22 protein-coding genes are annotated in these 16,214 nt (G+C 45.2%); 15 read left to right on the top strand and 7 right to left on the bottom strand.

Annotation, left to right across the window (positions count from 1 at the left end; all coding sequences use genetic code 11):
* The first annotated feature begins 184 nt into the window (after window positions 1-184).
* From hemQ to gerQ, 3 genes are all read left to right on the top strand, one after another.
* Entirely contained in the window at window positions 185-931 is a 747-nt protein-coding gene (gene hemQ, locus ACSQ2E_RS00850) for a hydrogen peroxide-dependent heme synthase (protein WP_435988933.1), read from the top strand.
* A 139-nt stretch (window positions 932-1,070) separates the two neighbouring features.
* Window positions 1,071-1,493, top strand: coding sequence for a cell wall hydrolase (locus ACSQ2E_RS00845; RefSeq protein ID WP_435988932.1), 423 nt, complete (start codon window positions 1,071-1,073; stop codon window positions 1,491-1,493).
* 24 nt (window positions 1,494-1,517) lie between these two features.
* The gene (gene gerQ, locus ACSQ2E_RS00840) at window positions 1,518-1,985 is read left to right on the top strand and encodes a spore coat protein GerQ (protein ID WP_336200802.1); all 468 of its coding nucleotides are present in this window, start codon (window positions 1,518-1,520) and stop codon (window positions 1,983-1,985) included.
* A gap of 49 nt (window positions 1,986-2,034) precedes the next feature.
* Here the strand turns inward: gerQ and ACSQ2E_RS00835 are convergent, their stop codons facing one another.
* The 4 genes from ACSQ2E_RS00835 to ACSQ2E_RS00820 form a co-directional block, all read right to left on the bottom strand.
* On the bottom strand, window positions 2,035-2,406 hold the full coding sequence (locus ACSQ2E_RS00835; RefSeq protein WP_435988931.1) for a DUF423 domain-containing protein: 372 nt from the start codon (window positions 2,404-2,406) through the stop codon (window positions 2,035-2,037).
* A gap of 15 nt (window positions 2,407-2,421) precedes the next feature.
* A complete protein-coding gene (locus ACSQ2E_RS00830; RefSeq protein WP_435988930.1) occupies window positions 2,422-2,715 on the bottom strand; it encodes a YwdI family protein in 294 nt (97 codons plus the stop codon).
* Between the two features lie 285 nt (window positions 2,716-3,000).
* Window positions 3,001-3,675, bottom strand: coding sequence for a uracil-DNA glycosylase (locus ACSQ2E_RS00825; protein ID WP_435988929.1), 675 nt, complete (start codon window positions 3,673-3,675; stop codon window positions 3,001-3,003).
* A gap of 15 nt (window positions 3,676-3,690) precedes the next feature.
* Entirely contained in the window at window positions 3,691-4,449 is a 759-nt protein-coding gene (locus ACSQ2E_RS00820) for a DUF4230 domain-containing protein (RefSeq protein ID WP_435988928.1), read from the bottom strand.
* A 133-nt stretch (window positions 4,450-4,582) separates the two neighbouring features.
* Here ACSQ2E_RS00820 and ACSQ2E_RS00815 point away from each other — a divergent pair, with 133 nt between their 5' ends.
* The 8 genes from ACSQ2E_RS00815 to ACSQ2E_RS00780 all read left to right on the top strand — a co-directional run bounded on the left by ACSQ2E_RS00815 (window position 4,583) and on the right by ACSQ2E_RS00780 (window position 10,749).
* Window positions 4,583-4,933: a general stress protein gene (locus ACSQ2E_RS00815; protein ID WP_435988927.1), complete on the top strand. Its 351-nt coding sequence runs from the start codon at window positions 4,583-4,585 to the stop codon at window positions 4,931-4,933.
* A 155-nt stretch (window positions 4,934-5,088) separates the two neighbouring features.
* The gene (gene pdxK, locus ACSQ2E_RS00810; RefSeq protein WP_435988926.1) at window positions 5,089-5,892 is read left to right on the top strand and encodes a pyridoxine/pyridoxal/pyridoxamine kinase; all 804 of its coding nucleotides are present in this window, start codon (window positions 5,089-5,091) and stop codon (window positions 5,890-5,892) included.
* Between the two features lie 185 nt (window positions 5,893-6,077).
* Entirely contained in the window at window positions 6,078-6,425 is a 348-nt protein-coding gene (locus tag ACSQ2E_RS00805; protein ID WP_435988925.1) for a YojF family protein, read from the top strand.
* A 34-nt stretch (window positions 6,426-6,459) separates the two neighbouring features.
* Window positions 6,460-7,143 carry a bacillithiol biosynthesis deacetylase BshB2 gene (bshB2, locus tag ACSQ2E_RS00800; protein WP_098438675.1) on the top strand — a complete coding sequence of 228 codons (684 nt, stop codon included), beginning with the start codon at window positions 6,460-6,462 and terminating at the stop codon, window positions 7,141-7,143.
* A gap of 170 nt (window positions 7,144-7,313) precedes the next feature.
* Window positions 7,314-8,042, top strand: a complete 729-nt coding sequence (locus tag ACSQ2E_RS00795) for an ABC transporter ATP-binding protein (protein WP_435988924.1) — start codon at window positions 7,314-7,316, stop codon at window positions 8,040-8,042.
* Window positions 8,032-9,048 carry an ABC transporter permease gene (locus ACSQ2E_RS00790; RefSeq protein WP_435988923.1) on the top strand — a complete coding sequence of 339 codons (1,017 nt, stop codon included), beginning with the start codon at window positions 8,032-8,034 and terminating at the stop codon, window positions 9,046-9,048. The genes ACSQ2E_RS00795 and ACSQ2E_RS00790 overlap by 11 nt, the downstream gene beginning before the upstream one ends.
* 33 nt (window positions 9,049-9,081) lie before the next feature.
* The gene (locus ACSQ2E_RS00785; RefSeq protein ID WP_435988922.1) at window positions 9,082-9,729 is read left to right on the top strand and encodes a TetR/AcrR family transcriptional regulator; all 648 of its coding nucleotides are present in this window, start codon (window positions 9,082-9,084) and stop codon (window positions 9,727-9,729) included.
* A 225-nt stretch (window positions 9,730-9,954) separates the two neighbouring features.
* Window positions 9,955-10,749, top strand: a complete 795-nt coding sequence (locus tag ACSQ2E_RS00780) for an SDR family NAD(P)-dependent oxidoreductase (protein WP_435988921.1) — start codon at window positions 9,955-9,957, stop codon at window positions 10,747-10,749.
* A gap of 50 nt (window positions 10,750-10,799) precedes the next feature.
* On the opposite strand, the gene ACSQ2E_RS00775 is transcribed toward ACSQ2E_RS00780, so the two are convergent.
* On the bottom strand, window positions 10,800-11,144 hold the full coding sequence (locus ACSQ2E_RS00775) for a hypothetical protein (RefSeq protein WP_435988920.1): 345 nt from the start codon (window positions 11,142-11,144) through the stop codon (window positions 10,800-10,802).
* Between the two features lie 300 nt (window positions 11,145-11,444).
* Here ACSQ2E_RS00775 and ACSQ2E_RS00770 point away from each other — a divergent pair, with 300 nt between their 5' ends.
* From ACSQ2E_RS00770 to ACSQ2E_RS00760, 3 genes are all read left to right on the top strand, one after another.
* Entirely contained in the window at window positions 11,445-12,020 is a 576-nt protein-coding gene (locus ACSQ2E_RS00770; RefSeq protein ID WP_435988919.1) for a sigma-70 family RNA polymerase sigma factor, read from the top strand.
* A gap of 3 nt (window positions 12,021-12,023) precedes the next feature.
* Window positions 12,024-12,245 (top strand): hypothetical protein, encoded by a 222-nt coding sequence (locus tag ACSQ2E_RS00765; protein WP_435988918.1) that lies wholly within the window; start codon window positions 12,024-12,026, stop codon window positions 12,243-12,245.
* Window positions 12,246-12,318: 73 nt separating this feature from the next.
* Window positions 12,319-12,411: a putative holin-like toxin gene (locus ACSQ2E_RS00760; RefSeq protein WP_219169586.1), complete on the top strand. Its 93-nt coding sequence runs from the start codon at window positions 12,319-12,321 to the stop codon at window positions 12,409-12,411.
* A 69-nt stretch (window positions 12,412-12,480) separates the two neighbouring features.
* Here the strand turns inward: ACSQ2E_RS00760 and ACSQ2E_RS00755 are convergent, their stop codons facing one another.
* Together ACSQ2E_RS00755 and ACSQ2E_RS00750 are read right to left on the bottom strand one after the other, a co-directional pair.
* The gene (locus tag ACSQ2E_RS00755) at window positions 12,481-13,572 is read right to left on the bottom strand and encodes a PQQ-dependent sugar dehydrogenase (protein ID WP_435988917.1); all 1,092 of its coding nucleotides are present in this window, start codon (window positions 13,570-13,572) and stop codon (window positions 12,481-12,483) included.
* Window positions 13,573-13,632: 60 nt separating this feature from the next.
* A complete protein-coding gene (locus ACSQ2E_RS00750; RefSeq protein ID WP_435988916.1) occupies window positions 13,633-14,502 on the bottom strand; it encodes a Cof-type HAD-IIB family hydrolase in 870 nt (289 codons plus the stop codon).
* A 160-nt stretch (window positions 14,503-14,662) separates the two neighbouring features.
* Between ACSQ2E_RS00750 and ACSQ2E_RS00745 the strand changes: the two genes are divergently transcribed.
* Entirely contained in the window at window positions 14,663-16,177 is a 1,515-nt protein-coding gene (locus tag ACSQ2E_RS00745) for a BCCT family transporter (protein ID WP_435988915.1), read from the top strand.
* Window positions 16,178-16,214 lie beyond the last annotated feature (37 nt).

Raw genomic sequence — 16,214 nt, 5'->3', positions numbered from 1 at the left:
ATAATTTTACCCAAACTGACAATAACCTAAGCCTATATGACAATCTACGAGGATAGTGTGTTCCAGAAATCCACCGGCTATCCACCATTTGTGCCATTTTTGCGACATTGGGTTTTGTATTCTTACTCTAGGGTGAAACTATGATATAGTAAAGTTGGAAAAAGTACTTTAAGGAGTGATTACGTTGGCAGAACCGGCACAAACATTAGATGGTTGGTATTCCCTGCATGATTTTCGCGCAATGGACTGGACTTCATGGAAGATGCTTCCGAGTGAAGAGAGAGCCTCGGCTATTTCAGAATTCCACCGTTTCTTAGATCGATTGAACAGCACTCAGGATGCAAAAGAAGGAAGCCATGCCCTTTACACGATTGTTGGGCAGAAAGCGGACTTCATGCTGATGATCCTTCGTCCGACAATGGAAGAACTAAATGAGCTGGAAAATGAATTCAACAAGCTGAAAATCGCTGAGTTCACTATTCCGACATTTTCATACGTTTCTGTAGTGGAACTCGGCAACTACATGCCTTCAGAGGGCGATCCTTACGAGAATCCATACGTACAGGAACGCATCTACCCGATCCTTCCAAAAGCGAAGCATATCTGCTTCTACCCGATGGACAAGCGCCGCCAGGGGAATGATAACTGGTACATGCTGCCGATGGAAGAGCGTCGTGACATGATGAGAAGTCATGGTATGATCGGCCGCCAATACGCAGGTAAAGTGAAACAGATCATTACGGGATCTGTTGGTTTCGATGATTACGAATGGGGTGTCACTCTGTTCGCCGATGACGTGCTTCAGTTCAAAAAGCTCGTATACGAAATGCGTTTTGATGAAGTAAGCGCCCGCTTCGGTGAGTTCGGTGCCTTCTACGTAGGAAACCTGTTAAAAGAAGAAGGTATTTCAAAATTCCTTCACGTCAACTAAATACAACATAAACGACAAGTCCCTGTGGCTTGTCGTTTTTTTATGGGTTCAGTCAATAAAACAAATGAATAAATATTTCTCCCACCACATAGACATGAAATAGTGAGACATAGCATCTTCTAAAGTGAGGTGGGAGAAGATGGGTGTTATTCCTTATAACGAGAAGGAAGTGAAGCTCCTGGCTCGACTGATGAGGGCTGAGGCCGAGGGTGAAGGACAGCTTGGAATGCTTATGGTGGGAAATGTCGGTGTGAATCGGGTCCGGTCCGATTGCCTTGACTTTAAGCAATTGGCTAATCTTCAGGATATGGTGTTTCAGAGTCCCGGTGGATTTGAGGCCACCCAGAAAAGCTATTTCTATCAGCGGGCCCGGCAGAAGGATATCGATTTGGCGCGGAAGACCATTAAAGGTGGCAGGTATCACCCTGCGTCTTACTCCCTTTGGTTCTTTAAGCCGGCCGGGAGCTGTCCGGATCAATGGTATAACCAGTCGAACTCCGGGCGGTTCAAGTCCCACTGTTTCTTTCAACCCACTCAAGGTGATTGTCCGAAAGTATATTAATCTTACTTAAAGGAGGTATTCGGTTTGGCGAACCAACAATCAAACCCGTATCAAGGGTATAATCAATCTGCTTATAATCCTTATGGTCAGTATTACGGTGGTGGGCAAGGTCAGGGACAATACTATCCCCAGCAGCAAGGCGGTGGAGGGTTTCAAATTCCTTCCCCTACTAATGCCCCGGCGCCTTCTCAAAATGTTCCGGGAATGCTTCCGATTGAAGAGTCGTATATCGAGAATATTCTCAGGTTGAATAAAGGAAAAGTCGCGACGGTTTATACGACGTTTGAAAATAATAAGGAATGGAATGCGAAAGTGTTCAAAGGGATCATTGAAGCCGCCGGCCGGGATCACCTTATCCTGAGCGATCCACAAACCGGCACACGGTACCTCATTCCGATGATTTATCTTGATTACATTACATTTGATGAAGAAATCGAATATGAATATCCATATGGTGCGGGAGGCTCCATGCAAAGCTATTCCCAACGCTAAAAAAATACCCTGTCAGGAAATCCACTTCCTGACAGGGTATCTTTTTTGTTTATAATGTTTTCGCTGCAAATACGATCAAAAGTACCCAGGCGACGAGGAAGCATACTCCTCCAAGCGGTGTGATCGCCCCTAGGATTTTCACTCCTGAGATGCTCAGTACGTAAAGGCTTCCAGAGAAAAGAATGATTCCGATCAGCATCAGCCAGCCTGACCAGGAAAGCAGGGATGTTGGCGTGACATTTCCCATCAGCACTCCGACGATGATGATCCCGATCGCATGGAACATTTGATAAAGAACCCCTGTATTCCACGTATCGATGTATTTCTGTGAAATCTTCCCTTCCAATGCGTGGGCACCGAAAGCCCCGAGTGCCACGGATAAAAAGGCGTTGATGGCACCGATAATGATAAATGTTTTCATGATGAACCTCCTAGGTTAAAAGTCAAATAAAGAATTGCCATTGGCTCCGTCATCTGTTTCGAGAGGCTCTTCCTTCTGAATGGAAACGGGCTTCTGAACAGGCTGTGATTCCTGGAAATACGGCATCGTTTGCTGAGGTTGGGAAAACGCAGTCTGGGTGGATGCCCCGTTGTTCTCCTCCAGCAATACTTCACATAGTGCTTTTATTGAATAAACATGTTCACGGATCTGCTGGGACTTTTCAGCAGACTTCGCTTTACCGAGTTCATGTTCGATTTTCTTGATTAATGATTGATGTGGGATATTCACAATGATTGACTCCTTCCACAAGGTCTACAGTATGTACGTCTTTATCCTAATTCTTATTGAAGGATTTCGCAAATATCATCTTTGTTTCGCCTTGAATTTCATGCATGGACTTCCGGAGGATTGTAAAACCACAAGGGAAGGCATCGCTTTTGTTTTAAACCCGTAGCCTTTACATCCCCGCGGGTGAGCCTGCTCCCACGTTGTATAAAAATACTGACATTGAAAACAGTTGATCCTTTCTTCCTTTTTCACAAAGCTTCCTCCCTCTGTGTTTCACGTGAAACATCACGATTCTACACACCAGTCGATTTCTTCCATTCCCTGTTCACGAAGAAACCCGTTCGTTTTTGAATAAGGTCTGCTTCCAAAGAAGCCGCGGTGGGCCGATAAAGGGCTCGGATGGGGAGCCGTGACAATGTAGTGCCTGGATGAATCAATCAACGACTGCTTCGCCTGGGCAGGCTTCCCCCATAGCAAAAACACCACCGGCTTCTCCCGCTCATTCAATAAGGAGATGACTCGATCTGTGAACCGTTCCCACCCCTTCCCTCTATGGGAGTGGGCCTTGCCGTCCCCGACGGTCAGCACTGTATTTAATAGGAGGACACCCTGTTCGGCCCATTTCACCAGTGAGCCATGATTGGGAACCGGACATCCCACATCCTCCTGAAGCTCCTTGTACATGTTTCGCAGGGAGGGAGGAATTTTCACCCCTTTTTTCACAGAAAAACTCAAGCCCTCTGCCTGATTTGCTCCATGATACGGATCCTGCCCCAGTAAGACAACCTTTACGTCTTCAAAGGCTGTATAGTGAAAAGCGTTAAAAATATCGTGCATGGGTGGATGAGTGAGGTTCGTCTGATACTCCCCTTTCAGCCATTCCCGTAAATCCCGGTAGTACTCCTTCTGAAGTTCATCTTCCAGAACGTGTCCCCAATCATTTTGAAAAATCGCCGACACCAGCAGACACCCTTTCTAGTTTTGAAATTCAATCGTCACGTCGTACCCTAATTGTTCAAAGAAACCCGTCAATGATTTTTCAGCATTTTTTTCAGCAGCTTGAAGGATCCCCTGTTCGATCGCTTCCTGACTGATTTGATCCTTTGCCACTTCCGCAAGGGCAAACCCTTCATTCCAATCTACATCATTACGGAAGATCCCTTCCACAGAGAACGTCTTGATATTGTCCGTATCGATGGACGGTTCCTGAAGGATTTCCGCACGGGGCAGCGTAAGCCGGATTTCTTTCTTCTCTTCATTAACTACTATATCTTTGTCATCGATCTCTTGTAAATCTACCCCGGCAAGGACGGTCCCGGGCACGACCATCAGAAGTTTTCGTTTCGTTCCGGGAAGATCCGCATTGATTTCTTTCCCGAATAACTGATTATCTTCCTGCTCGATCACGGCTTTCACAAACCCTTGAGCCGTGGCCAGTGAACTCATTTCTTGAATCCGTTCCACAAATGAGCCCTTTTCTTCTGTAAAAGTAGATCCAGATAACCAGTAGTAGACTCCTATCGATGCCCCTCCCACCACTAGCAAGAGCACCATCAGAAAGAGCAACACTCTTCTTTTCCACGAAGCCAGGAGGGTATTGGTCAATCCCCGACGCCCGCTTCTTCTATTGTCAATGGCCAAAGAGGCACCCGTTTGTCTTTCAGCCGCCTTCAAATCTGCCAAAACCGCTTCCATTTCTTGTATTTTCTTGTGTTGACTTGTCAAATCCTTCACCTTCCTCTCTTCTATTATAGGAAATAATGTAGAATCTTGGAAACATTTATTCTATTTCTATATTTTGGAAAGTTTGAAGTTGATCCTACCGGGAAAAGAAGGGACAAGACATAAAAACACGGAGGTAATAAGCATGTATAAAGTTCAAACAGTACAGAATGTGGTAGAGGCAAAGAAAGAAATCGAAATGTTCACAAGTGAAGGTTATACGAAAGATGACATTTACGTATTCGCTCATGACAAACATCGCTCTAAACACATCACAGAGGCAACAAATACGGAATCAACCGGGATAAAAGAGCAGGGAATCCTTGAATCCATGGGTAATATGTTCAACAGCCGCGGAGATGAACTGCGTTCGAAAATGAAGTCTGTCGGGATGAATCAGGCAGAAGCCGATGCCTATGAGGAAGAACTTGATAAAGGCAAGCTTGTCATTGTTGCTTCTAAAGAAGCTACGAATAATAATGCGAAACCTTTCTAAGTTTGTCTAACAGCTACGTAAAGACGTCGATGGATTTTCATCCGGCGTCTTTTTTGTCGTCATCTATAGTCAAAAGGATTTGTATTTACCCGTCCGATATTATATTCTTTAGTCAGACTTTTACAATGAAACGAAATCACAGGAGGAATGCAGCCATGAAAAAAACACTCACGATCGCCGGATCCGACTCAAGCGGAGGCGCCGGGATCCAAGCCGATCTTAAAACATTCCAGGAGCACGGCGTATATGGTATGACGGCTCTTACCACTGTCGTGACCATGGATCCTGACAACCATTGGCACCATAACGTTCACCCACTATCCATCGATACACTGGAAGCACAATTGGAAACGGTTATGTCTGTCGGGATCGATGCCATGAAAACAGGAATGCTCGGCACGGTCGAGATCATTGAACTTGCGGCGAAAAAAATCGATGCATTCGGTTTAAATAAAGTCGTTATCGATCCAGTCATGGTATGTAAAGGGGAAGATGAAGTCCTTCACCCTGAAACAACCGACGCCATGAGAGAGCACTTACTGCAGCGTGCGACCGTTGTCACCCCTAACCTGTTCGAAGCGGGGCAGCTTGCCGGGACCGGTCCGATTAAAACGATTGATGAAATGAAGGAAGCAGCCAGGAAGATTCACGACCTGGGAGCTAAAAACGTTGTCATCAAAGGCGGAAAGCAATTAAAGCACGATAAAGCACTCGATCTATTCTATGACGGAAGCGAATTCACTCTACTTGAAGAAGAGAAAGTAGAAACTACCTATAACCACGGAGCAGGATGCACGTTCGCCGCAGCCATCACGGCAAACCTTGCCAATGGACAAGACGTGAAAGAAGCGGTTAAGAATGCCAAATCCTTCGTCACTGCAGCCATCAAACACGGCTTCAAACTGAACGAATACGTAGGGCCCGTCATGCACGGAGCCTACAACCGCTTCAATAAATAATACTCTCCCGCCCAGGTGCCAGGAACGAATATACCCATTCGTGCCTGGCGCCTTTTTTTGAGGGACGGACCTCCACTGTCGCGAATCCCCCTTCTCTCAATCATACTTTTCGCATTCAATCATGAATTTTAGTAAGATAGTACATAATGGTTAAGAGTCTTTTCTGTATTTAAGGAGGAAAAAGAATGGAACCAATTAAGATTGCCGATGTGCAGGGAATCATCACCCAGCTTGCCCGTCAGGACGTTTATATACATTTAGAAACCACCAACGGAGCCTACGCTTCACACTTCAATGAAGGCTTCTTCTCCGCGGGAGCCTATATGCGTAACGCAAAAGTGAACTACGAGCACGGAAAAATCATCGGGGACGGACCTTACCGTGTCGGTCTGAAAATTGAAATCGGCTGGATCTATGCCGAGGGATTGACTCATTATGAATTCGATGAACAGGGCCGCTTGCTGCTTGCAGGACATGGCGGGGACGGGAAACTGGCCGTTGCCCTTGAAATCAGTCCAACCCCTTTCAATTAAACTACTTGAACCTATAAATAAAGGAGAGGTCAAAATGGAAAAAGAAAGACAGGTACTTGTCATCTTCCCTCACCCGGATGATGAAGCATTTGGTGTATCAGGGACCATTTCCACCCACGTAAACAATGGAACGCCCGTCACCTATGCATGCCTCACATTAGGGGAAATGGGAAGGAACTTAGGAAACCCGCCATTTGCGACCCGGGAATCCCTTCCTTTAATCCGGAAAAAAGAGCTGCAAAAAGCCGCCGACGTGATGGGAATACAGGATCTGCGCATGATGGGCTACCGGGATAAGACCCTTGAATTTGAAAATGATGAAAAGCTTTCAAACATGGTGACGGAGCTGATCGAAGAATTAAACCCGTCCCTCATCATCACGTTCTACCCGGACTACTCGGTCCACCCGGATCATGAAGCAACTGCAAGAGCCGTCGTCCGTGCCGTCAGACGCCTTCCGAAAGCATCAAGACCAAAGCTTCATTGCCTGGCATTCTCTAAGAATTGCGAAGAAGAATTGGGCAAACCCGATATCTTTGTTGATATCACACCGGTCAAAGATCAAAAAATCGGTGCCATGAAGGCCCATATCTCCCAAACGGCCTGGATGCTGAAGGATCTTGAAAAAGGCATTCAGCAAAATGATCCTGAATCATTAAAATGGGTCACCGTTGAACGATTCTGGAGCTATCAATGGGAAAATGACAACGTGAAATAATGAGATAAGAAGAGTCTGGGCCGCTGCTCAGGCTCTTTTTTTCATGTAGGCTCTTCTAAAAATAAATGAGAAGAATAAATTAGTGAGTGATTACTCACTTTACAAAACGATCCTCTTACTTTATATTAATAGTGAGTAATCACTCACTACTTTTGAAAGGTGTGATTTACATGGATTCCATTATCCAATTACGGGAGCTGTCAAAATCATTTGGCTCACAGAACGTATTACAAAAAATCAATCTTGCTATTCCTAAAGGACAAATCTACGGATTATTGGGCCCGTCAGGTTCAGGGAAAACGACAATCATCAAGCTCATGATCGGACTTGAAACGCCTTCATCCGGCAGTGTGACCTTCAAAGGGAACAAGCTGAAGGCTGACGACCTTTACCCGACCATCGGATATATGGCTCAATCCGATGCCCTATACGATGAGCTGACGGCTAAAGAAAACCTATCCTTCATGGCATCCCTCTATGGATTAAAGAAAAACGACCGAAAAGCACAAATCGAAAAAGTGATGAACACCGTCGATCTACTTGAACACCTGAACAAGCCGGTTCATCAATATTCAGGCGGGATGAAACGAAGACTTTCACTCGCCATCGCCCTTCTACACGAACCTGAAGTCCTATTTCTTGATGAACCGACCGTCGGAATCGATCCCGTCCTGCGAAAAGAAATCTGGGACAGCTTCCACCGGCTGAAAGAAGAAGGCAGGACGCTGATCATTACGACTCACGTCATGGATGAAGCAGAAAGATGTGACGCGCTGGGTCTCCTGCAGCATGGAGAAATCATTTCAAGCGACACACCTGCCGGGATTAAAGAAACGTACGGGGTCACTTCAATTGAAGATGTCTTTTTGAAAAATGGAGGTGTTTCCGTTGAGAATTAGTGGATTTGTCATCCGTATCCTTCAGCAGCTCCTCCGGGACAAACGCACATTGGCCCTGATGTTTCTGGCACCACTCCTGATCCTCAGCATGCTGTCCCTTGTTTTTGACACTGAGGATTATGACGCAAAGGTCGCCATTGTAGACCTGCCGCAAAAGATGGAAGCGAAGGTTGATACAGAGGATTTCCAAGTCTATCCGAACCCTGATGAAGCATTGAAGGACATTAAAAGTGGAAAATTGGATGGCTATATTTCATTCGAAGACCCCACTTCACCATCCATTGTCATCGAAGGCAGTGATCCCACTGTCAATGGGGCCGTCATGAAGAAGGTACAGACCTTATTCCCTTCTCCTTCACAAAACATGACCGATGAAGTGAAATACGTCTATGGAAGTAAGGACATGGAGATGTTTGACTCCTTTGGACCCGTCCTCCTTGGATTTTTCGTCTTCTTCTTCGTCTTTTTAATCAGTGGCGTGTCTTTTTTAAGAGAGAGAACGACGGGGACACTCGAGCGATTGCTTGCTTCTCCCATTAAAATCTGGGAAATGGTCGTCAGTTACGTCATTGGCTTCGGGATCGTGACGCTCCTTCAGGCTTCCCTGATTTCGTGGTACTCAATTTACATCTTGGACATGATGATGAAAGGCAGCTTTTTCAACGTATTGATCATCATCGTTTCCTTATCGTTCACTGCTCTTACTCTCGGAATATTGTTGTCCGCTTTTGCTAAAAATGAATTACAGATGATGCAGTTCATTCCGATTGTCGTGGTTCCTCAGATCTTTTTCTCGGGATTATTCAATTTAGACACCATCTCCGAGTGGCTAAGCTGGATCGGACCGTTAACCCCGCTTTATTATGCAGCTGATGCACTAAGGGATGTCATGATACGCGGCTATGCATTCGGGGATTTACTCTTTAATCTATCCGTGCTGATCGGTTTTTCTCTACTCTTTATCGTCCTTAATGTTGCAGCCCTCCGAAAATACCGTAAAATATAGGGTAGGAATGAACGACAAGTTAGGGGTTTAATAATGTCTGAAGAAAAAAATATATTTAAACAGTTGTTCGATGAAGAAGAATCACTGACGGAAAAACAACAGAAAATCGTGGAGGCAGCCATCGAAATGTTTGCTGAAAAAGGGTACGCCTCCACTTCCACCAGTCAAATCGCTAAAAAGGCAGGCGTCGCAGAAGGAACCATCTTCCGGCATTACAAAACAAAGAAGGACCTGCTTCTTTCGATTGTATCCCCTACGATGGCCAAACTGATCGCTCCTTTTGTAATCCGGGATCTTAATAAAGTGCTTGATGCCAAGTATGACCGGTACGAAGATTTCCTGAAAGCGATGATTTTGAATCGCCAGGAGTTCCTCAAAGAGAATATGACCGCTTTTAAAATATTGATACAGGAAATCCCTTTTCATCCCGAATTGAAAGAACAGTTCAGAGAGCATATCGCTGAAAAGGTATTCGAGAAATTCGTTCGCCTCGTTGATCATTATAAAGATAAGGGGCAGATTATCGACCTGCCATCACCAGCTGTCGTGCGATTTTCAGCTACAAGCATCTTCGGCCTGCTCATCGTTCGGTACCTTTTCCTTCCTGAAGCCGATTGGAATGATGAAAAAGAGATCGAGATGACCGTGCAGATGATTGTAAACGGGATCGGGAAGGGTTAAAACGTGTAGAAAGGACTCCAAATCGGGGTCCTTTTTCAGTTGCAGGTGGAGTCCCGGAGCGTTTATTTTCAATTTCACTACTTTTATTTTCAAAAATCCATTTTTATTTTCAAATCTCACCCTTTTATTTTCAAAAACGGGATTTTATTTTCAAAACGGCCACCTTCCGTTTCCCACCTCTCCCCCCCGGGTAAAACGTACTATACATCACAAGGAGGTAAAAAAATGAGTTTCCTTTTTCATGAAAACACGTTGAAAGATCAGCATATCCTTATCACAGGTGCCACCGGGGGGATCGGATATGAAACAGCAAAAACTGCCGTTCAAGCGGGTGCCAAGGTGACGATTACGGGTCGGAATGAAGAAAAACTGAATCAGTTGAAAGCAGAATGCCAAGATCCTTCCAGTGTCTTTCTCCATAAAGCGGATCTTACGAAAACCGAAGACCGCGAACAGCTTCTATTTGCTGCAAGAAAGCAGCACGGTCCCATCACAGGCCTTGTGAATTCGGCCGGAATTGGCGGGGGTGATCTGGTGGAGAAACTGACTGAAGAAGATATGAGAAAAATCATGGAACTAAACTATTTCTCACTGGTTCAGCTCTCCCAGGACGTCTATAACCAAATGAAGGGATTAAAAGGTGGAGCGATCGTTAACATCTCATCCCTTTCCGGACTGAGAGGTACCCACGGAAACATTGCTTACAGTGCATCCAAGTTTGCAGTGACAGGGTTCACCCAGGCCTTTGCCCATGAAGCGATCGAGGAAAATATCAGAGTCAACGCCATTTGCCCGGGGTATGTCGATACAGAGATGGGTCGAAACGCCATCAAATCCAAAGGGGAACGGGAAGGCAGAAGTTATGAGGATCAACTGGAAATCGCGAAGGATAGCATTCCTTCTGGAAGATTAACCTCCCCCGTTGAAGTCGCGAACACCATCGTTTATCTATTAAGTGATGCTGCCGCAAACATTGTCGGAGAATCGGTCAAAATTTCAGGGGGCAGTGTCATGCGCTGATCCCATGAAGAAACGGGCAAGGGTTCTTCACCCTTGCCCGTTCCCAATTTCTAGCTGCCCTCTTGGATTTTCTTTTTAATCTCATCAATATATTTTTTCTTTTCTTTCTCATTCATCAGCTGGTCACTGTTTTTATCCTGGAGGTATTTCTGAAGAGCCTTTTCAATCTCTTCATGAGTAGCGTCTTCCGCTATGACTCCGGTCTTCTTTAACATCTCTATGATCTTTTCATCGTTGGCCAGAACATCCATTTTATTCGCAGGCTGTTCCGTTTCGGCAGCAGGGACATCCGAATTGACTTCAGTAGAATCCTGATCTTTCTTCCCATCGTCTGCAGCACATCCACCCAGCAACAAACCTGCCAAAAGAAAGGCGAACACCCATTTACCACTCATCCCGTCACTTCCCTTTCATAAAGAATGAACCTTGTATACTATATTACATAAACTACCCTCAATCTCCTTTATAAAATCCCACCCCCATCTAATAAGTGGATAATAAGGGAAAATTAGTGCATTCATCACTTACTTCATTCTGTAATATGTGGTTTAATAGATAGTACTATGGATCGATTAAAGAGAAGAAGGTTGTGGAAATGGGTCCCTTCCGCTTCTTTATAGAGTAAAAGCAGAGAGATGTTTTCTCCTCTTTTTTTTACTTTAAAATCGAACATATGTTCTATTGGTGGTGAAAAAATGGATTCATTAGTGAGTGAATTTTATCGTCATTATCCTCATCTCAAATACAATAAAGCCGTTGAGTCCTTTATCAGTCAAATCGAGAACCGTAAGTTAGTCGAAGATTTTTTACGTCACCCCAGTGCAAGGAAGGAAGAGCATTTAAACGAAGCGTTTAAAGCCTATTATTTTGATATCCGGTTTACCTCTTATGTCAGTTCATCCCTTTATTTTCACAGTGTGAACTTTGACAAGCATATAAGAAAATATAGCGAACGTCATCCTCTCACCCTGGATAACCAGGTGGGTGAAGATGGCGGATCGTATGTCGACCTTGTTCCGGATCCCGCATTGGATATTGCACCTTTCACCAATTATTCGACCTTAATGGAATGCCTGGAGAACGAAGAACTCCTGCAGGCTTATAAAACGTTGACCGACAAACAAAAGCATATCCTGGATTTAGCCTATGTGCAGGAGCGGTCTGATACGGAGATAGCAAGAATGCAGGGTGTATCCCAACAAGCCGTCTCGAAAGCCCATCGAAAAGCGTTACGTAAATTAAAATCCATTTTAGAAAAAGGAGAATCATAAACCATGGGAATTTTATACGATTTAGTCAAAGAAGCGAAGAGTAACACGGAATATGAAACGAAGGTCATCCGGAGGTTCGAACCGAAAATCAGGAAATCATTGAACTTGACCCGACTCGAAAACAGGGACGACCTCGAGCAGGAGTTAAAAATCAAATTGATCCGGTATGTCAGGAACTATTCATTGGAAAATGTCCCGGGATTATTTGACGAAAAGAAGCAGTGAAACATTCCATTTATTTCAAGCGTATAGGACAATCTTGAATCCGGGAAGCCTTAGAATAAGGAGGCGATGTATAATGAATACATTCGAAGTATTATCTCTGATGCTCAGTTTTGGGATGTTCGTGATTGCGATTCTGAAAGCCAATGATGAAAATAAACATTCATGAACACGCTTTAGAGCGTGTTTTTTTTTTGCGAAAAAAACCTCCCCAAAACGAAGGGAGGTTTCCGTCACTCTATTCTTCATTCATCACTGACTTCAAATCCACCCCATACAGCTTATCGTCATTCTCACGGGGGATTCCGCGCCCATCTGTGTTGTTGGAGACAAAATAAAGGGTGTCCCCTTCCACCAGCACATCCCTGACACGTCCAAATCCAGTGAGAAGATCGGTTACTTCCCCCGTTTCCGTATCAAATCGCTTTACGCTTTGACCAGCGAGGGATGCAAATACGAAATCTGCATTCCAGAAGTCCGCTCCAGAAGGTGCCCATGAAGGTTCCCCGGAGTGTGCCAGCGGGGAAATCATGGACTCTTCCTTATCACTACCTGTGATTTTCGGCCAGCCGTAATTGTTTCCGGCTTTGATCAGGTTGACTTCATCAAATCCATTCGGACCATGTTCGGTTTCATAAAATTCACCATTTTGGCTCCATGCAAGGCCTTGGGGGTTCCGGTGGCCGTAGCTGTAAACGTATGATTGTTCAAATGGATTATCAGATGGGATCCCGCCATCCAGATCCATGCGAAGAATTTTCCCACCAAGGAAAGAGAGATCCTGAGCATGATCCTGCCTGGTGGCATCCCCGGTGGTAATGTAGAGCTTGTGATCGGGACTGATTTCAAGCCTGCCACCTTGATGAAATTGACCGCTTGGGATTCGGTCCAACAGGACTTTTTCCTCGGCCCATTCGCTTGCATTCCGCTTCAGGGTTACGACCCGATTGTAGTTGGCATCTGAATCCCCGTACGTATAATAGGCAAAGGCCTGTTGATTCGATTCGAAATCCGGGTGAAGCACAAACCCCAACAGCCCCGCTTCAGGTCGATCCGATAATGGCTTTGAAAGCCTGGTCTTAACTATGGATTTATTTCCATCCTTTATTTCAACGATGTCCCCGGTCCGTTGAGTAAGGTAGAACACAGCCCCAAGCTTCTGGATGGACCAGGGAATGGAGAGATCCTGCGCCACAACCTTACTTTCGACACTCGGCCTGGTGACGGATTCACTTTCTTCCTGCTGCACATCTGGCTGTCCGAACGAACACGCACTGAGTAGTAAGCTCTGACTCATGAGAAACACGAGCCAACCCATTTTAATTTTCATCCTACCAGCTCCCTTTATTCACTCTTTTTTTACCAGTATGGACAACAGAAGGAGTTCTCATTACTTTGCCGGTTGGTGGATCACTTCCAGGATGGCTTTAGCTACACCATCCTCTTTATTCGTTGCCGTGATGAATGGACAGAAGTCCTTAATCTGCTCCAGGGCATTTCCCATGGCGACGGGTCTTCCGACTACTTTCATCATGGACAGGTCATTAAGATTATCACCCATGGCCATGGCATGTTCAGGGGAAAGTCCTTTGTCCTTCAACAGTTTCTCAAGAGCGACGCCTTTTTGTGCCTCAAGGCTGTTCACTTCAATATTTTCTTTACCCGATGAGCTGATGGCGATGCCTGTAAGTTCACTTAATTTCTCGTTCGCTTCTTGCAGCTGCTTCTCATCAAAGGAGAAAACAAGGAATTTGTAGACTAGCTGGCTGTCATCTGCGAATAGGACCCCGTAATCTTCCACTAGCTTGATATGACCTTTTTCAAATCGTTCCCTGGCCGCTTGTCTAACTTGTTCTTCAGACACGCCGGGATTGGCCGTTGTGAAAATGTTGACGATCAATTCGACTCCCATTTCATAGTCTTCCGTATACGTACCCTGATCGGTGTAGATTTCAAAGTAAATGCCGGTTTCATTCAAGACAGCGGCAATCTCTCTTGCGCGCGTTGATTCAATCCCTGCCTGATAGATGATATCACCTTGTTTGTTCCGCACTTCTGCTCCATTGGCACAGACGATATCGCATGAGATGCCTGCTTCTTGTATGACATAACGGGCTTCCTCATATGACCTGCCTGTGGCAACCACCACTTCGATCCCCTGCTCCTGTGCGTCCAGGATAGCCTGCTTATTCGCTTCACTGATTTCCTGATTTTCATTTAATAGCGTTCCGTCCATATCTGTAGCAATGAATGTAATCATTTGTAAACACCTTCCTGTTGTTGAATATTCTTAATTTAGCCATTGTATCATGAATCTTTTATGGTTTTATACTGAACACCCTCCTGATATGAATACCCTGCAAGAATTAGGGTATGAGAAATAAAGAGAATGCTCGTCTATTACGTCAGGAGGATTATTCATGGGTAACCGTACATATTTGAACAAAGTGTTTTGGATTTCAGCTATTATTCTGTCCATCTTAGTTGTTTTTGGCGCTTCTTTTCCGAAACTTTTTGCACAAGGAGCGAATGCAGCCTTTGGTTTCACCACCTATTCGTTTGGATGGTTTTATCTTGTGTCCGTATTTTTCTTTGTGCTATTTCTACTGTTTCTTATGGGAAGTAGATACGGGAAAATACGTCTGGGAAAGGATGAGGAACGGCCACAGTATCCATTCTTCACATGGATAGGAATGTTGTTTTCCGCCGGGTTCGGGATTGGACTTGTGTTCTGGGGGATTGCAGAACCGATGAGCCATTTCTTTGAAACTCCGATCCCGGGTGTGGAAGCACAGACGGAAGAAGCCGCACGCCTCGCGATGGGGTATGCCTTTTTCCACTGGGGAGTCAGTCAATGGTCGGTCTTTACGATTGTCGGGTTGATCATTGCCTACTTTCAATTTAGAAAAGGGGACAATGGACTCGTTTCCACCTCTCTCACACCCATGATCGGGAAACGTAAAGGGTCACAAGGCATTAAAAATACGATTGATATACTCGCGGTCATTGCAACCGTCATGGGTGTCGCTACTTCACTCGGCCTCGGGATCCTGCAGATCAATGGAGGATTGAGTTCCGTCTTTGGAATAGGAAGTGGCACATGGACTCAATTGGTGATTGTATTGATCCTGCTCATCCTTTACTTAGCATCCTCCACAACAGGACTTGATAAAGGTATTAAATGGCTCAGTAATCTCAATTTATCCTTGGCTCTTTTTCTGATGCTCTTTGTGTTCATCGTCGGTCCGACAGTCTTTATCTTAAACACATTCACACTTGGAATCGGTGATTACATTTCGAATTTCATCCGCTACAGCCTTCGTCTCACACCTTATCAGGGAGGCACATGGGTACAGGACTGGACGATTTTCTACTGGGCATGGGCCATCGCCTGGTCTCCATTTGTCGGTGCCTTTATCGCACGGGTATCACGAGGGAGGACCATCAGGGAATTTATTGTAGGCGTGTTGGTCGTTCCACCACTCATTGCCCTCATGTGGATCGCCGTCTTTGGGGGAACTGCCCTTCACCTGGACTTATTCAGCGGTACCTCGATTGCGGAAGGGGTCAATAAAGATGTGACGAGTGCCTTATTTTCAACATATGGTGAACTTCCCTTTACCATGGTCCTGTCTGTCCTATCCATTCTGTTGATCTTTACCTTTCTCATTACGTCGGCTGACTCAGCGACATACATTTTAAGTAGTATGACGACAGAGGGGAGCTTGAACCCTCCAATGATCGTGAAGGTCGTCTGGGGAGTATTGATTGCCGCCATAGCAGCTGTATTGCTCGTATCCAGTGGTCTCGAGGGATTACAGACCGCTTCTCTCGTCTCTGCACTGCCATTCACAGTCATCCTGATCTTCATGTGTGTGACGTTATTCCGGCTTCTACGGAAAGAAAAAAGCAAAGCCCGTCCGGTAAAAAAATAATCCTAAGCGCCTGCACTCTTATTAGAGTGCAGGCGCT

The organism is Rossellomorea sp. LjRoot5 (assembly GCF_964253455.1).
In the GTDB taxonomy this organism is placed as follows: Bacteria; Bacillota; Bacilli; order Bacillales; family Bacillaceae_B; genus Rossellomorea.
The sequence above is the reverse complement of the archived record's forward strand: the minus strand, read 5'-3'. Positions and strand labels throughout refer to the sequence as shown.

What these genes read in the sequence shown, in the direction of transcription:
- ACSQ2E_RS00835 (WP_435988931.1), bottom strand. Translation starts at nt 2,406, where the DNA reads ATGAAAACATTTATCATTATCGGTGCCATCAACGCCTTTTTATCCGTG.
- ACSQ2E_RS00745 (WP_435988915.1), top strand. Translation starts at nt 14,663, where the DNA reads ATGGGTAACCGTACATATTTGAACAAAGTGTTTTGGATTTCAGCTATT.
- ACSQ2E_RS00815 (WP_435988927.1), top strand. Translation starts at nt 4,583, where the DNA reads ATGTATAAAGTTCAAACAGTACAGAATGTGGTAGAGGCAAAGAAAGAA.
- ACSQ2E_RS00780 (WP_435988921.1), top strand. Translation starts at nt 9,955, where the DNA reads ATGAGTTTCCTTTTTCATGAAAACACGTTGAAAGATCAGCATATCCTT.
- bshB2 (WP_098438675.1), top strand. Translation starts at nt 6,460, where the DNA reads ATGGAAAAAGAAAGACAGGTACTTGTCATCTTCCCTCACCCGGATGAT.
- ACSQ2E_RS00755 (WP_435988917.1), bottom strand. Translation starts at nt 13,572, where the DNA reads ATGAAAATTAAAATGGGTTGGCTCGTGTTTCTCATGAGTCAGAGCTTA.
- ACSQ2E_RS00775 (WP_435988920.1), bottom strand. Translation starts at nt 11,144, where the DNA reads ATGAGTGGTAAATGGGTGTTCGCCTTTCTTTTGGCAGGTTTGTTGCTG.
- ACSQ2E_RS00845 (WP_435988932.1), top strand. Translation starts at nt 1,071, where the DNA reads ATGGGTGTTATTCCTTATAACGAGAAGGAAGTGAAGCTCCTGGCTCGA.
- ACSQ2E_RS00795 (WP_435988924.1), top strand. Translation starts at nt 7,314, where the DNA reads ATGGATTCCATTATCCAATTACGGGAGCTGTCAAAATCATTTGGCTCA.
- ACSQ2E_RS00750 (WP_435988916.1), bottom strand. Translation starts at nt 14,502, where the DNA reads ATGATTACATTCATTGCTACAGATATGGACGGAACGCTATTAAATGAA.
- pdxK (WP_435988926.1), top strand. Translation starts at nt 5,089, where the DNA reads ATGAAAAAAACACTCACGATCGCCGGATCCGACTCAAGCGGAGGCGCC.
- ACSQ2E_RS00785 (WP_435988922.1), top strand. Translation starts at nt 9,082, where the DNA reads ATGTCTGAAGAAAAAAATATATTTAAACAGTTGTTCGATGAAGAAGAA.
- ACSQ2E_RS00805 (WP_435988925.1), top strand. Translation starts at nt 6,078, where the DNA reads ATGGAACCAATTAAGATTGCCGATGTGCAGGGAATCATCACCCAGCTT.
- ACSQ2E_RS00760 (WP_219169586.1), top strand. Translation starts at nt 12,319, where the DNA reads ATGAATACATTCGAAGTATTATCTCTGATGCTCAGTTTTGGGATGTTC.
- ACSQ2E_RS00770 (WP_435988919.1), top strand. Translation starts at nt 11,445, where the DNA reads ATGGATTCATTAGTGAGTGAATTTTATCGTCATTATCCTCATCTCAAA.
- ACSQ2E_RS00765 (WP_435988918.1), top strand. Translation starts at nt 12,024, where the DNA reads ATGGGAATTTTATACGATTTAGTCAAAGAAGCGAAGAGTAACACGGAA.